Annotated in this window: 13 protein-coding genes and 2 tRNA genes; 11 read left to right on the top strand and 4 right to left on the bottom strand. The window is 49.3% G+C overall.

What is annotated here, in order from left to right:
- The first annotated feature begins 4 nt into the window (after positions 1 to 4).
- Entirely contained in the window at positions 5 to 1,681 is a 1,677-nt protein-coding gene (locus tag O3660_RS08275; RefSeq protein ID WP_314053152.1) for a formate--tetrahydrofolate ligase, read from the top strand.
- A 65-nt stretch (positions 1,682 to 1,746) separates the two neighbouring features.
- Here the strand turns inward: O3660_RS08275 and O3660_RS08270 are convergent, their stop codons facing one another.
- Together O3660_RS08270 and fba are read right to left on the bottom strand one after the other, a co-directional pair.
- Positions 1,747 to 2,676 carry a glycosyltransferase family 2 protein gene (locus O3660_RS08270; protein WP_049351124.1) on the bottom strand — a complete coding sequence of 310 codons (930 nt, stop codon included), beginning with the start codon at positions 2,674 to 2,676 and terminating at the stop codon, positions 1,747 to 1,749.
- 127 nt (positions 2,677 to 2,803) lie between these two features.
- Positions 2,804 to 3,868, bottom strand: coding sequence for a class II fructose-bisphosphate aldolase (gene fba / locus O3660_RS08265; RefSeq protein ID WP_003686828.1), 1,065 nt, complete (start codon positions 3,866 to 3,868; stop codon positions 2,804 to 2,806).
- Positions 3,869 to 4,018: 150 nt separating this feature from the next.
- Between fba and O3660_RS08260 the strand changes: the two genes are divergently transcribed.
- The 8 genes from O3660_RS08260 to O3660_RS08225 all read left to right on the top strand — a co-directional run bounded on the left by O3660_RS08260 (position 4,019) and on the right by O3660_RS08225 (position 10,728).
- Entirely contained in the window at positions 4,019 to 4,447 is a 429-nt protein-coding gene (locus O3660_RS08260) for a thioesterase family protein (RefSeq protein WP_049351125.1), read from the top strand.
- A 1-nt stretch (position 4,448) separates the two neighbouring features.
- Entirely contained in the window at positions 4,449 to 5,345 is an 897-nt protein-coding gene (gene xerC, locus O3660_RS08255; protein WP_049351126.1) for a tyrosine-type recombinase/integrase, read from the top strand.
- A 352-nt stretch (positions 5,346 to 5,697) separates the two neighbouring features.
- The gene (locus tag O3660_RS08250; protein ID WP_049351127.1) at positions 5,698 to 6,627 is read left to right on the top strand and encodes an energy transducer TonB; all 930 of its coding nucleotides are present in this window, start codon (positions 5,698 to 5,700) and stop codon (positions 6,625 to 6,627) included.
- Between the two features lie 102 nt (positions 6,628 to 6,729).
- Complete coding sequence (locus tag O3660_RS08245; protein ID WP_003686817.1) at positions 6,730 to 7,389, top strand: MotA/TolQ/ExbB proton channel family protein; 660 nt, start codon at positions 6,730 to 6,732, stop codon at positions 7,387 to 7,389.
- Between the two features lie 3 nt (positions 7,390 to 7,392).
- Positions 7,393 to 7,830 (top strand): biopolymer transporter ExbD, encoded by a 438-nt coding sequence (locus tag O3660_RS08240; protein ID WP_049351128.1) that lies wholly within the window; start codon positions 7,393 to 7,395, stop codon positions 7,828 to 7,830.
- Between the two features lie 132 nt (positions 7,831 to 7,962).
- The gene (locus O3660_RS08235; protein WP_049351129.1) at positions 7,963 to 9,624 is read left to right on the top strand and encodes an electron transfer flavoprotein-ubiquinone oxidoreductase; all 1,662 of its coding nucleotides are present in this window, start codon (positions 7,963 to 7,965) and stop codon (positions 9,622 to 9,624) included.
- A gap of 83 nt (positions 9,625 to 9,707) precedes the next feature.
- Positions 9,708 to 10,559, top strand: coding sequence for a dihydropteroate synthase (gene folP, locus O3660_RS08230; RefSeq protein ID WP_049351130.1), 852 nt, complete (start codon positions 9,708 to 9,710; stop codon positions 10,557 to 10,559).
- Between the two features lie 93 nt (positions 10,560 to 10,652).
- A tRNA-Ile gene (locus tag O3660_RS08225) sits at positions 10,653 to 10,728 on the top strand.
- Positions 10,729 to 11,239: 511 nt separating this feature from the next.
- On the opposite strand, the gene O3660_RS08220 is transcribed toward O3660_RS08225, so the two are convergent.
- Positions 11,240 to 11,698: an Rrf2 family transcriptional regulator gene (locus tag O3660_RS08220; protein WP_049328858.1), complete on the bottom strand. Its 459-nt coding sequence runs from the start codon at positions 11,696 to 11,698 to the stop codon at positions 11,240 to 11,242.
- Positions 11,699 to 11,844: 146 nt separating this feature from the next.
- On the opposite strand from O3660_RS08220, the gene O3660_RS08215 reads away from it, so the two are divergent.
- Together O3660_RS08215 and O3660_RS08210 are read left to right on the top strand one after the other, a co-directional pair.
- Complete coding sequence (locus tag O3660_RS08215; protein ID WP_049351131.1) at positions 11,845 to 12,225, top strand: hemerythrin domain-containing protein; 381 nt, start codon at positions 11,845 to 11,847, stop codon at positions 12,223 to 12,225.
- 86 nt (positions 12,226 to 12,311) lie between these two features.
- A complete protein-coding gene (locus O3660_RS08210; RefSeq protein WP_003680098.1) occupies positions 12,312 to 13,469 on the top strand; it encodes an NnrS family protein in 1,158 nt (385 codons plus the stop codon).
- Positions 13,470 to 13,571: 102 nt separating this feature from the next.
- Here the strand turns inward: O3660_RS08210 and O3660_RS08205 are convergent.
- A tRNA-Arg gene (locus tag O3660_RS08205) sits at positions 13,572 to 13,646 on the bottom strand.
- Positions 13,647 to 13,648 lie beyond the last annotated feature (2 nt).

Below are 13,648 nucleotides of genomic sequence, written 5' to 3'. Positions count from 1 at the left end.
AATCATGAGCTTCAAAACCGATGCTGAAATTGCCCAGTCTTCCACCATGCGCCCGATTGGTGAAATTGCCGCCAAGCTGGGTTTGAACGTTGACAACATCGAGCCCTATGGTCATTACAAAGCCAAAATCAATCCTGCCGAAGCGTTTAAACTGCCGCAAAAACAAGGCCGTCTGATTTTGGTTACCGCCATTAATCCGACTCCTGCGGGTGAGGGCAAAACCACTGTAACCATCGGTTTGGCGGACGCATTGCGCCATATCGGCAAAGACTCGGTGATCGCCCTGCGCGAGCCTTCTTTGGGTCCGGTGTTCGGCGTCAAAGGCGGCGCGGCAGGCGGCGGTTATGCCCAAGTTTTGCCGATGGAAGACATCAACCTGCACTTTACCGGCGACTTCCACGCTATCGGTGCGGCGAATAACTTGCTCGCCGCCATGCTCGACAACCATATCTATCAAGGCAATGAGTTGAACATCGATCCGAAACGCGTCCTGTGGCGTCGCGTGGTCGATATGAACGACCGCCAGTTGCGCAATATCATCGACGGTATGGGCAAACCTGTTGACGGCGTGATGCGTCCTGACGGTTTCGACATTACCGTTGCTTCCGAAGTGATGGCGGTATTCTGTCTTGCCAAAGATATCAGTGATTTGAAAGAGCGGTTGGGCAACATCCTTGTCGCCTACGCCAAAGACGGTAGCCCTGTTTACGCCAAAGATTTGAAAGCGAATGGCGCGATGGCGGCATTGCTTAAAGATGCGATTAAGCCTAACTTGGTGCAAACCATCGAAGGCACTCCGGCCTTTGTGCATGGTGGTCCGTTCGCCAACATCGCCCACGGCTGTAACTCCGTTACCGCCACCCGTTTGGCGAAACACCTTGCCGATTACGCCGTAACCGAAGCAGGCTTCGGCGCAGATTTGGGCGCGGAAAAATTCTGCGATATCAAATGCCGTCTGGCGGATTTGAAACCTGATGCGGCTGTTGTCGTGGCTACTGTCCGCGCTTTGAAATACAACGGCGGCGTGGAGCGTGCCAACCTCGGCGAAGAAAACCTTGATGCTTTGGCAAAAGGCCTGCCTAATCTGCTGAAACACATTTCTAACCTGAAAAATGTATTCGGCCTACCTGTGGTGGTTGCCATCAACCGCTTCGTGTCCGACTCCGATGCTGAGTTAGCCATGATTGAAAAAGCCTGCGCGGAACACGGCGTTGAAGTTTCTTTGACTGAAGTATGGGGCAAAGGCGGCGCGGGTGGTGCAGACTTGGCGCACAAAGTCGTCAACGCCATCGAAAACCAACCGAATAACTTCGGCTTTGCCTACGATGTTGAGTTGAGCATTAAAGACAAAATCCGCACCATCGCCCAAAAAGTGTACGGCGCGGAAGATGTCGATTTCAGCGCGGAAGCGTCTGCCGAAATCGCTTCACTGGAAAAACTGGGCTTGGACAAAATGCCGGTCTGCATGGCGAAAACCCAATATTCTTTGAGCGACAACGCCAAACTCTTGGGCTGCCCTGAAGGCTTCCGCATTACCGTGCGCGGCATTACCGTTTCTTCCGGTGCAGGCTTCATCGTTGCATTGTGCGGCAATATGATGAAAATGCCGGGTCTGCCGAAAGTTCCGGCTGCCGAGAAAATTGATGTAGACGCAGAAGGAGTGATTCACGGCTTGTTCTGATTTAGATTGATATTGAAATAGATAAAGGCCGTCTGAAACCGAGGTTTCAGACGGCCTTTTATGATTTAAGTGAATTTCAACCGGCTTTTTAAGAAATTGAAGAACTGGTCTATCATACCGAACAACGTATTGCGGTCTTCGCCAAACAAAGAGATGCTGCGGTCTTTGCTGATTCTGTCATAAGCGGCAAAAATGGTTTTCAGTTCTTCGGTGGTTAAACGCAGTTGCTTTTCATGCAAGATTCGACTTAAGAGAGTGACTTCTACTGGGTTTAATTCAGGGAAAAGGTGGCTGAACCATAATTCCATGGTGTATTGGACGGATCTGTTGATTTTGTCTCTTTTTTTGCTTTCTTGAGCGGTGTGTATCCTGTAAGACAACAAAGGCTCGGGCAGGTCGGCAAAGGTTTTTCCATGTAGGGCGCATTGCACCCACATATGGAAATCGGGCGCGGTTTCTGTCGCGGTGTAGTTTATTCTGAGGTCTTTAATGCTGTCGTGCCGCCACATGGTGGTGGGGTTGAACATGTTTTGGGCGGCAAAGGAGAGAAAGGCTTTAATGTCTTTGTCGAGCAGGGGGAGGTCGCTTAAAATGGGTTCTCTTCCGGTTTGGTCATCAAAAAAGATGGTGGCTTGGCTGCCGACAATATCGATTTCGGGATGGCTGTCTAAGAAGTGAATTTGTTTTTCAAAACGATCCAAGGCGCAAATATCGTCCGCGTCCATTCGTGCCACATATTCGACCTCTACGTCTTTGAGCATATCCATGGCAAATTGGCAGGCAAACGGCTCGCCCTTGTTTTCCGGAAGGTGGAAAACCTGCAAACGTGAATCTTTGGCTGCGTAAGCTTCGAGGATTTCGCCGGTTTTGTCTGTTGAAGCATCGTTGATGGCGATGACGAAAAAGTCGCGGAATGTTTGATTCAATACCGAATCCAAGCATTCGGGCAAATAAGCTTCGGCGCAATAGGCCGGCAAAATAACGGCGAGTTTCATGTTTGCTTTCGATGTGTTTTGATGTGTGGTCGGTGGAAGATTTTACTATAATTTCCCCAAAGCTAAGGCCGTCTGAAACCTTATTTTCAAGTTTTCAGACGGCCTTAGTGTGAATCCGAGATACGGATTATTTAACGATTTGGTTCAATTCGCCTTTGGCGTATTTGGTTGCCATTTTTTCCAAAGAAATCGGTTTGATTTTGTCGGCTTGGCCTTCGCAACCGAATGCGAGGTAGCGGTCAAGACAGATTTGTTTCATGGCTTCGACGGTTTTGCTCAAGTATTTGCGCGGGTCGAATTCGGATGGGTTTTCTGCCATGAAGCGGCGGATGGCACCGGTAGAGGCGAGGCGCAAGTCGGTATCGATGTTGACTTTGCGGACACCGTGTTTGATGCCTTCGACGATTTCTTCAACCGGTACGCCGTAGGTTTCACCGATTTTGCCGCCGTGTTCGTTGATGACTTTCAGCCATTCTTGCGGAACGGAGCTGGAGCCGTGCATCACGATGTGGGTGTTCGGCAGGGCTTGGTGGATTTCTTTGATGCGGTCGATACGCAATACATCGCCTGTGGGCGGACGGGTAAATTTGTATGCGCCGTGGCTGGTGCCGACGGCAATAGCCAATGCGTCAACGCCGGTATCTTTAACGAAACGTACGGCATCTTCAACGCTGGTCAGCATTTGGTCGTGGGAAAGTTTGCCCACTGCGCCGACACCGTCTTCTTCGCCGGCTTCGCCGGTTTCGAGGTTGCCCAATACGCCGATTTCGCCTTCAACTGACACGCCGCAAGCGTGGGAGAAGTTAACCACGGTACGGGTGGCGTTGACGTTGTATTCGTAAGAAGAAGGGGTTTTGCCGTCTTCCATCAGCGAGCCATCCATCATTACAGAGGAGAAGCCCAGTTGGATGGAGCGTTGGCACACGTCAGGAGATGCGCCGTGGTCTTGGTGCATCACGACAGGGATGTGCGGGAATTCTTCGACTGCGGCCAAAATCAGATGGCGCAGGAATGGGGCACCTGCGTATTTGCGTGCGCCTGCGGATGCTTGAACGATAACGGGGGCGTTAACTTGGTCGGCCGCCTCCATGATGGCGCGCATCTGTTCGAGGTTGTTAACGTTGAATGCGGGCAGACCGTAGCTGTTTTCGGCTGCATGGTCCAATAATTGGCGCATGGATACGAGTGCCATGAGGAGCTCCTGAGGTAGTGAAGGGTAAATTTATTCGATAAATTATAATGTTTTTTGAAATGAAAAACTACAAGCTGTTACATTGTTTTTATATATTAACGAACAGGGTCTCGGTTTATAATGGCGTGGTATTGAAAACGGGTGTGCAAAATGGATAGGATTTTGGTGGCCGAGTGTGATAAGCCTTTGTTTCAGACGGCCTTGACGGTGCGGGTGGGCGATGTGAACTATGGCGGCCATCTGGCGAACGATGCGGTGTTGCGTTTGTGCCATGAAGTGCGGATGCGTTGGCTGGTGACGCTGGGTTGGAGCGAAATGGATGCCGGAGGGGCAGGCCTGATTATGGCGGATGCGGCGGTGCAATATTTGGCGCAAGGTCATCATGGCGATGAGCTGTCGGTAGAAATGGGGGCGGCGGGCGTGGCCGGTGTGGGTTTTTCTTTGCTGTACTGTATCCGCAGGACTTCAGACGGCCTTATGCTGGCGAAAGTGCAGACAGGCATGGTGTGTTTCGATTATGGCAAGCAACGAGTTTGCCGTCTGCCTTCGGCATTGAAAACGGCATTGGAGGCCGTCTGAAATGGCGGAATCAAACCATTTTGCGCTTCATCTTGAACGCTATCTGAAAACCTTGCTGCAACAAGGCAAGTCGGAGCATACTGTTTCCGCTTATCGGCGCGATTTGAGTGAATTGATGCGCCTGTTGCCCGATAATCTTGAAAACAACCTGCCGACGCGCCGCGATTTTGTGGCGGTATTGAAAAAGCTGTCGCAAAAGAGCTTAAGCGAAAGCAGCTTGGCGCGGAAATTGTCGGTATGGCGGCAGTATTGCAGTTGGCTGGTGCAGATAGAAGTCATGGAAAGCGACCCGACATTTAATATGAAAGCGCCGCGCCTGCCTGAACGCCTGCCCAAAGCGCTGCCGCAAGAACCTTTAAACCATATCCTTGACCATGCGCCTGTTGATGACGAGTTGGACGTGCGCGATAAGGCCATGTTTGAATTGATGTATGGTAGCGGTTTGCGCCTGAGCGAGATACAAGGTTTGAATCTGGACGGTATCGTTTTGGACGAAGGCTGGGTCAGTGTGAAGGGTAAAGGCGGCAAGCAACGGCAAGTGCCTTTGGTGGCTAAAAGCATTGCGGCATTGCGCGATTATTTGGCGGTGCGTATTGCCAAAGAAGGCGAGCAGGCATTGTTTACCAATAAGAACGGCGGCAGGCTGGGGCAACGTCAAATCCAAAAACGCCTGCAGGCGTGGGCAGTGCGCGTGGGCAGTGCCAGCCATATTTCACCGCACATGATGCGCCACAGCTATGCAACCCATCTTTTGCAGGCATCGGGCGATATCCGTGCCGTGCAGGAATTGTTGGGACACAGCAATCTTTCCGCTACGCAAGTTTATACAAAGCTGGATTTCGACCATTTGGCGCGTGTTTATGATGAAGCGCACCCAAGGGCGAAGCGGAAAAAATAATTTTGTTTGAGTCAGGCCGTCTGAAAGAATGTTTTCAGACGGCCTGATATTTTATGGATAAAAAATACAGATGGTTTGAAACTATTTGAATTTTTATCGGTCTGATGAGGTTTCAATATTGGTCTGATGTGCGGATAACATAAAGATTGTAAGAAGCGAAGGCTTTTGCAATACCGTTTATCTTTTCAGATGACCGCTTGTTTAATAATATTAGTAATGAGAGCTAATATCATATTATGATATGCAGCCTTTAAAACAGCAGGTCTATAAACTTTCTATATAAGCATTAATGCTTATTTTGACTGTAAAACGACTTGCAAACGGGAATTGTTGCTATTAACATAACGGAATTATGGATAAAAAACGAATTTTAACTCCAGCCGTCGTGACTTCCGTTGCGTTGATTCACGTCGGCTTGGTTGCACTTTTATGGCACGCGCACAAACCGCCTCCTGTCGAAATGGCGAATATTGAATTTGTCGATTTGGGCGATTTCGGCGGTGGCGACGGCAGCCCTGAAGGCGAAGGCACACCTGCTGCACCCGAGCCTACCCCCGAACAACCGAAACCCAAGCCGAAGCCCAAACCTAAGCCTGTCGAGCCGCCCAAACCTGTTATCAAACCTGTGGTAACGAAAAAAGAAAAAGCGGATATCGTACAGCAAAAGGAAAAACCGAAACCTATCGAGAAACCTAAGCCCGAGCCTAAGCCGGAACCTAAACCTGAGCCGAAGCCCGAGCCAAAACCTGAACCAAAACCAGAGCCGAAGGCAGAACCTAAACCATCTCCCAAAGCATCTGAACACTCAAGCAGCAAAACCGGGCCGAATACTGCTGAAAACGGTAAAGGCAACGGCGAAGGCAAAGCCTTGGGCGGAGAAGGAAAAGGCAACGGCGGCGGTACGAAAGGTACAGGCAGCGGCCGTGGCGAAGGCAGCGGATCCGGCAGCGGCGGTGCGAAAGGCGAACATGGCTCCGGTACCGGTGGCGGAGGTGGTGGCAGCGGTACAGGTGCCGGCAGCAGTAAAGGCAATCCTGCAAAAGGAACCTGCCATATTCCAAGACCTCCGTATCCTTCACTATCCACTGAAAATGGTGAAGAAGGCTTGGTTGTTTTGAAAGTCTTGGTTGGTCCCGGCGGTAAAGTGGATTCAATCAGTGTGAATAAATCAAGTGGTTATAGTCGTCTGGATAATGCAGCGCGTAAAGCCGTTAAAGATGGCAGCTGTAATGCAAGCGTTTGGACTGAATTTAAAGTACCTGTCAAATTCACGCTCGAATAAGTATCTAGGCCTAAGCTGATTGATTGGAAAATATATGCTGTTGGGAAATAATTTTAAATGACCCGATAGAAATTTTAATTTTATTTTTAACTTGGAAAAATTATGGATTTAAGTTTAGTTTTCAAATCAGGTGATGTGGTACTGATTGGTGTATTTGTCCTGATGTTGTTGATGAGTGTGGTAACTTGGAGCGTCATTGTGATTCGCTGCATCAAATATCGCAAAGCGAAAAAAGGCAATGCTCAGGTAAAAGAGTTGATGCTGAATGCGTTTACGCTGGCTGATGCCGTACAAAAAGCCAAAGCGGTAGAAGCACCGATGAGCCGTGTTGCAGATGAATCTCTGCGCGCATACCAAAATTACCGTCAAACGACGAGCAAATCGCTGATTGACGAATTGCCTTTGAACGAATACTTGGTCGTTCATATCCGCAACAGTTTGACCCAAACCATGCGACAGTTCGACTACGGTATGACCGCTTTGGCCTCTATCGGTGCAACCGCTCCGTTTATCGGCCTGTTGGGTACTGTTTGGGGTATTTACCATGCCCTGATCGGCATCAGCGAAAGCGGCCAAATGAGCATTGCTGCGGTAGCCGGTCCGATTGGCGAAGCTTTGGTATCGACTGCTGTCGGCCTGTTTGTGGCGATTCCGGCCGTATTGGCGTACAACTTCCTCAACCGCGGTACAAAAACCATCGCGCAAGATATGGACGCATTTGCACATGACCTGCATGTCCGCCTTCTGAACCAAAAGGATTAAACCATGGCTTTCGGATCAATGAATTCCGGCGATGATGCGCCGATGTCGGATATCAACGTTACACCTTTGGTGGACGTGATGCTGGTGTTGCTGATTGTATTTATGATTACCATGCCGGTACTGACCCACTCGATTCCTTTGGAGTTGCCGACTGCTTCGGAAAAAGCGGCAAAAGAGGACAAGCAGCAGCCTAAAGATCCTTTGCGTTTGAGCATTGATGCCAATGGTGCTTATGTCGTTGGCGGTGATTCGGATGCCAAAGTGGATTTGGCAACGGTAACCGCCAAGCTGAAAGAGGCCAAAGCGAAAAACGAAGATGTGATTGTGGCGATTGCGGCGGATAAAGCGGTTGAATACGATTACGTCAACCAAGCCCTGCAAGCGGCACGCGAAGCCGGTATCAGTAAAATCGGTTTTGTAACGGAAACCAAAGCGCAATAATCTTTTGAACACAGTAAAGGCCGTCTGAAATTTGAGTAAAGTTTCAGACGGCCTTTTGTTGTATTTGGTAACTATATGTCCAGGCTGTATAATTAGCGGATTAAATTCAATAATGACAATACAGGAACCGCCATGACAGAAACCATCGAACGCGACAGTATGCAATACGATGTCGTGATTGTCGGCGCAGGCCCGTCGGGTTTGTCCGCCGCCATCAAACTCAAGCAGCTTGCCGAAAAGAATGGACGCGAAATCAGCGTTTGTGTGGTGGAGAAAGGTTCGGAGGCCGGTGCGCACTCGCTTGCCGGTGCCATCATCGATCCGATTTCTTTGAATGAGCTGATTCCTGATTGGAAAGAAAAAGGCGCGCCGCTGACACGCACAGTGACGAAGGACAGGGTTGTGTTCCTGACCGCGAAAAAAGCGTTCAACCTGCCGATTACTCCTAATTTCGACAACCATGCAAACTACATCGCCAGCTTGGGCGAAGTTGTCCGCTGGCTGGCAGAGCAGGCGGAAAATTTGGGCGTAGAAATTTATCCGGGCTTTGCCGCTGCCGAAGTGCTTTATCACGAAGACGGTTCGGTCAAAGGCATTGCGACCGGTAATATGGGTGTGGGCAAAGACGGCGAACCGACCGATTCATTCCAGCCCGGCATGGAGCTTTGGGCGCAGCAAACCATATTTGCCGAAGGCTGTCGCGGCTCGCTTTCCAAGCAAGTCATTGAACAATTCAAGCTCGACCAAAACAGCGAGCCGCAAACTTACGGCTTGGGCATTAAAGAAATTTGGGAAGTGCCGTCTGAAAAACATCAGCCCGGTTTGGTCATGCACAGCGCAGGCTGGCCGTTGGACAGCAAAACCTACGGCGGCTCGTTTATTTATCACTTTGACGAGAACAAAGTCGCTGTCGGCTTTGTGGTCGGCTTGGATTATCAAAACCCTTATTTGTCGCCGTTTGAAGAGTTCCAACGTTTCAAAACCCATCCTGAAATCCGCAAAACCTTTGAAGGTGGCCGTCGTATCGCTTATGGTGCGCGTTCGCTGATTGAAGGCGGTTTGCAAAGCCTGCCGAAACTCTCGTTCAAAGGCGGCGTTTTGGTCGGTGATGCCGCAGGTTTCCTGAATATGCCGCGCATCAAAGGCATCCATACGGCCATGAAATCCGCCATGCTTGCCGCAGAAGCCGTATTTCCTTTGTTGGAAAACCTCGAAGAAGTGGAAAGCTTCGACAGCGGCAAAGAGGCCACCGATTATCAGCAACGCTTTGAACAAAGTTGGCTGTATCAAGAGCTTTACGCCGCGCGCAATGTCCGTCCGTCATTCAAATGGGGCGTTTACCTCGGCTCCGTCTATACCGGTATCGACCAGATGATTTTCAGAGGCAAAGCCCCGTGGACTTTGAAACATCACGGCAAAGACAACGAGCAGCTCAAAAAAGCCGCTGAATGCAAGCCGATTGACTATCCGAAGCCCGACGGCGTTTTGACCTTCGACCGTTTGAGCAGCGTTTTCCTTGCCAACCTTGCGCACGAAGAAAACCAGCCCGACCATTTGGTGCTGAAAAATCCGCAGGTCATGATAGATGTAAACTACAAAGAATACGCCTCGCCCGAAACCCGCTATTGTCCGGCCGGCGTATATGAAATCGTCGAAGAAAACGGCAGTCCGCGTCTGCAAATCAATGCCGCCAACTGCGTTCACTGCAAAACGTGCGACATCAAAGATCCGACGCAAAACATCACTTGGATTTGTCCTGAAGGCGCGAGCGGACCGAATTACGGCGGAATGTAATTGACTGTTTGAAGTCAAAACCTAAAGGCCGTCTGAAAAGTTTCAGACGGCCTCTATCCTATTATTTCATCAATGGAAGCATTATGAACACGCACATTTGGCAGGCAGGCCGATTTGAAATCGCCTTAGACAAACCGAAAATCATGGGCATCGTCAATCTGACCCCTGATTCATTTTCCGATGGCGGCACCTATTCGCAAAATGTCCAAATAGCATTGGCACATGCCGAGCAGCTGCTGAAAGACGGTGCGGATATTCTCGATATCGGTGGCGAATCTACCCGCCCGGGTTCGGATGATGTTTCTCTTGAAGAAGAATGGGCCAGGGTGCAGCCGGTTTTAGCGGAAGTCGCCAAGTGGAATGTTCCCGTCAGCTTGGACACGCGCCGTACGGTGATCATGGGAAAAGCCTTGGCGCAAGGTGGCGTCGATATTATCAACGATGTTGCCGCATTAAGTGATGAAGGTGCAGTCGCATTGCTGGCGCAACAGCCGAAGACGGGTGTGTGTCTCATGCACATGCAGGGTTTGCCCAAAACCATGCAGCTGAATCCGCAATATCAAGATGTCGTCGAAGAAGTCGCGCGTTATTTGAAAGCACGTGCGGCAGAATGCGTTCAAGCAGGCATTGCCCCTGAACGCATCACGCTAGACCCCGGCTTCGGTTTCGGCAAAAACCTGCAACACAACATCACCCTGATAAAACATTTGCCTGAGTTGATGGACGCAACCGGATTTCCCCTTCTGATTGGCGTATCGCGCAAACGTATGATTGGCGAGCTGACAGGCGAACAAGATGCTGCCAAACGCGTACACGGCAGCGTCGCAGCCGCTTTGGCCACAGTGGCTAGAGGCGCGCAAATCATCCGTGTTCACGATGTCAAAGCAACATCGGACGCTTTGAAAGTTTGGGAAGTATTGGGCATATCGGCATAATGCCAGAATAGAAAACCAACAGGCCGTCTGAAACATTTGCCCGGCATCTTGAACAAGCAACAAGTTATGCTATAATCCGCTTCTACTCTTGACGGGTCTGTAGCTCAGGGGTTAGAGCAGGGGACTCATAATCCCTTGGTCGTGGGTTCGAAACCCACCGGACCCACCAAATATTAAAAATGCCCGAGGCTTTTGGCTTCGGGCATTTTTGTATTTATTGGTTTGTGAAGGGTTGGAATATAATGTGAACAACAGCATAAAAATCAACCTATAAAATGGATACAAAAGGTTAAAGCACATTTAGGTAATGCTTTTTTAGGCCGAAATGGGCTTATCACATTGACATCTTTATAGTTGTTGAAGGTAAATTTGATTTTGATTATCAGCCGCCTGAGCCGGGATTGGTATATAACGTTCCCAATTTTGTATTGGAAAAAGACCGTTACGTTGATTGGGAAGATACTTGGCGTACTTTTTAATTAGGAAATAAGTAAATGGCGAGCAGTTACTTTTTGCTTGCTCTGGTCGATATCTTTCTATTATTTTAAAATTAACAATGCTGTTTGAAAATCTTAATTTCAGACGGCATTTTTTATTTTTCCGAGTAATACCACCCTCTATATTGAGAGGCTGATGATTATTTTGATATAGCCGGACTGTTTTTCAGACGGCCTGAAGACTTAATCAACCATTCTGCGTATTTCGTTGATCGGGATACGCGGGGTATAGAGTATGTCGTAGGTTGGTTTGTCCAAAAGATCTTGCAGGGAGTATTGATCTAAATGGTTGAAGAAGGCTTTGATGGCGCCGGTAATGATGCCGGTCAGTCGGCAGGATGGGGTAATGAGGCATTCGTTGTTATCGCCCATGCATTCGACAACCTGCATCGGCTCAAGATGGCGCACGACTGCGCCGATGTTGATTTTTTCTGGAACATCCGCCAAGCGCAAACCGCCACCTTTGCCGCGCACGCTGACCAGAAATCCGCCTTTGACTAATGAGGTAACCACTTTCATCAAATGGCTTTTGGAAATATTGTAAGTCTCGGCAATGGTGCTGATATTGACGAGGGTGTCATCATTGATGGCGGTATAAACCAATACGCGCAATCCGTAATCGGTATGTTGGGTCAGATACATGGCTGGCTCTTTAGATATTTTTATTATATGTCAAAAGCGTAGTACTTGGAGAGGGGCCGTTTGACTTTATGTGGGGTTGGGTTTCATAATATCTGAAACATTTGAATTAATCCAGTTTGATAGACTGTTGCCATTATAACGAACTTATGAAACCCTTGAAACGCCACCCTGCATTAATAGAACTTTCCCGTGAGCATCATGGCTCGCTGTCGTTGTGCGTCCGTCTCCTGCGTGTGCCGGAGCAAAGCCATCAAGCGGAGCTGGATCCTCATTTTGTGGAGCTTGAGCCACATTTTTTGGAGGAGGAAACCATGTTTGCGCCGTATTGGGATAAGGTTGATCCGGCGTTGAGGCAGCGTTTTGAAGGCGATCATGCCAAGCTGCGTGCGATGATGGCTCATCCTGAATATATGAATGAATCATGGAATAAGGATTTTGCGGTAACTTTGCGCGATCATGCGCGTTTTGAGGAACGTGAGCTTTTTCCTGCGATTGAACCTTTTTTGCCTTTGCCTGAAAATGTGTAATAGGGAAGGGAATCGATGGCCGTCTGAAAAGTTTCAGACGGCCTCTGTTGCTGTCTTATGATGATATAAAAATTGAAGGAACCACCATGAACGATTTGTTCAAACATCCTGTATGGGCAATGGCCTTCCGCCCGTTTTACTCGTTGGCGGCTTTGTATGGCGCATTGTCTATATTGCTTTGGGGCTTCGGCTATCAGGGTACGCCTGAATTGCCGGGTTTGTATTGGCATGCCCATGAAATGATTTGGGGCTACGCCGGATTGGTTGTCATTGCATTCTTGCTGACCGCGGTGGCAACTTGGACTGGCCAGCCGCCTACACGCGGTAAGGCGTTGGCAGGTTTGACCGCATTTTGGCTGCTTGCGCGTTTGTGTGCGTTTATTCCCGGCTGGGGTGCTACGGCAAGCGGTATATTCGGTACGATCTTTTTCTGGTATGGCGCGGTGTGTATGGCTTTGCCGGTAATCCGTTCTCAAAACAAGCGCAACTATGTTGCTGTATTTGCTATTTTTGTTTTAGGTGGCACCCATTTCGCGTTCCATATGAAAATGCAGCCGTTTGATGCCATCGCGCTGATGACCGGTTTGCAATCCGGTTTGATTATGGTGGCCGGTTTTATCGGTTTGATCGGTATGCGGATTATCTCGTTCTTTACGTCCAAACGTTTGAACGTACCGCAAATTCCCAGCCCTCAATGGGTCGCGCACGCATCGCTTTGGCTGCCTATGCTGACTGCTATGATGATGGCTCATAACATATTGCCGGAATTGGCTGCTTTGTTCTCTATTGCTGCCGGTGTGATTTTTACCGTGCAGGTGTACCGCTGGTGGTATAAAGCCGTACTGAAAGAGCCTATGCTTTGGATTTTGTTTGCCGGCTATCTGTTTACAGGCTTGGGCTTGATCGCGGTTGGTCTTTCTTATTGGATTTCAAGTTTCCTGAATTTGGGTGTGCACCTCATCGGCGTTGGCGGTATCGGCGTACTGACTTTGGGTATGATGGCGCGAACTGCGCTTGGCCATACCGGCAACTCTATTTATCCGCCGCCTAAAGTGGTTCCTGTCGCCTTTTGGCTGATGATTGCCGCAACGGTTATCCGTGTTTTGGCTACCTTTGTGAGCGGTACGGCATACATACACAGTATCCGTTGCTCCGCCGCCTTGTTTGCCGTATCTCTGCTGTTGTACGCATGGAAATATATTCCTTGGTTGATCCGTCCGCGTTCGGATGGTCGTCCGGGTTAACGGTTTGGCAAAATGAAAAGGCCGTCTGAAAAGTTTCAGACGGCCTTTATTTATTGATAACAAAAAAGCCTTTCAAAGTATGAAAGGCTTTTATTGAAACTATGGCCTCGCCAACAGGAATCGAACCTGTATTTTACGCTTAGGAGGCATACGTTCTATCCGTTGAACTATGGCGAGGC

Source organism: Neisseria sp. 27098_8_139, from assembly GCF_041433195.1.
In the GTDB taxonomy this organism is placed as follows: domain Bacteria; phylum Pseudomonadota; class Gammaproteobacteria; order Burkholderiales; family Neisseriaceae; genus Neisseria; species Neisseria subflava.
This window is presented reverse-complemented; position numbering and strand designations above follow the sequence as displayed.

Excerpts from the sequence above, each read along its gene's own strand:
- O3660_RS08275 (WP_314053152.1), top strand. The coding sequence starts at position 5 with ATGAGCTTCAAAACCGATGCTGAAATTGCCCAGTCTTCCACCATGCGC.
- O3660_RS08270 (WP_049351124.1), bottom strand. The coding sequence starts at position 2,676 with ATGAAACTCGCCGTTATTTTGCCGGCCTATTGCGCCGAAGCTTATTTG.
- fba (WP_003686828.1), bottom strand. The coding sequence starts at position 3,868 with ATGGCACTCGTATCCATGCGCCAATTATTGGACCATGCAGCCGAAAAC.
- O3660_RS08260 (WP_049351125.1), top strand. The coding sequence starts at position 4,019 with ATGGATAGGATTTTGGTGGCCGAGTGTGATAAGCCTTTGTTTCAGACG.
- xerC (WP_049351126.1), top strand. The coding sequence starts at position 4,449 with ATGGCGGAATCAAACCATTTTGCGCTTCATCTTGAACGCTATCTGAAA.
- O3660_RS08250 (WP_049351127.1), top strand. The coding sequence starts at position 5,698 with ATGGATAAAAAACGAATTTTAACTCCAGCCGTCGTGACTTCCGTTGCG.
- O3660_RS08245 (WP_003686817.1), top strand. The coding sequence starts at position 6,730 with ATGGATTTAAGTTTAGTTTTCAAATCAGGTGATGTGGTACTGATTGGT.
- O3660_RS08240 (WP_049351128.1), top strand. The coding sequence starts at position 7,393 with ATGGCTTTCGGATCAATGAATTCCGGCGATGATGCGCCGATGTCGGAT.
- O3660_RS08235 (WP_049351129.1), top strand. The coding sequence starts at position 7,963 with ATGACAGAAACCATCGAACGCGACAGTATGCAATACGATGTCGTGATT.
- folP (WP_049351130.1), top strand. The coding sequence starts at position 9,708 with ATGAACACGCACATTTGGCAGGCAGGCCGATTTGAAATCGCCTTAGAC.
- O3660_RS08220 (WP_049328858.1), bottom strand. The coding sequence starts at position 11,698 with ATGTATCTGACCCAACATACCGATTACGGATTGCGCGTATTGGTTTAT.
- O3660_RS08215 (WP_049351131.1), top strand. The coding sequence starts at position 11,845 with ATGAAACCCTTGAAACGCCACCCTGCATTAATAGAACTTTCCCGTGAG.
- O3660_RS08210 (WP_003680098.1), top strand. The coding sequence starts at position 12,312 with ATGAACGATTTGTTCAAACATCCTGTATGGGCAATGGCCTTCCGCCCG.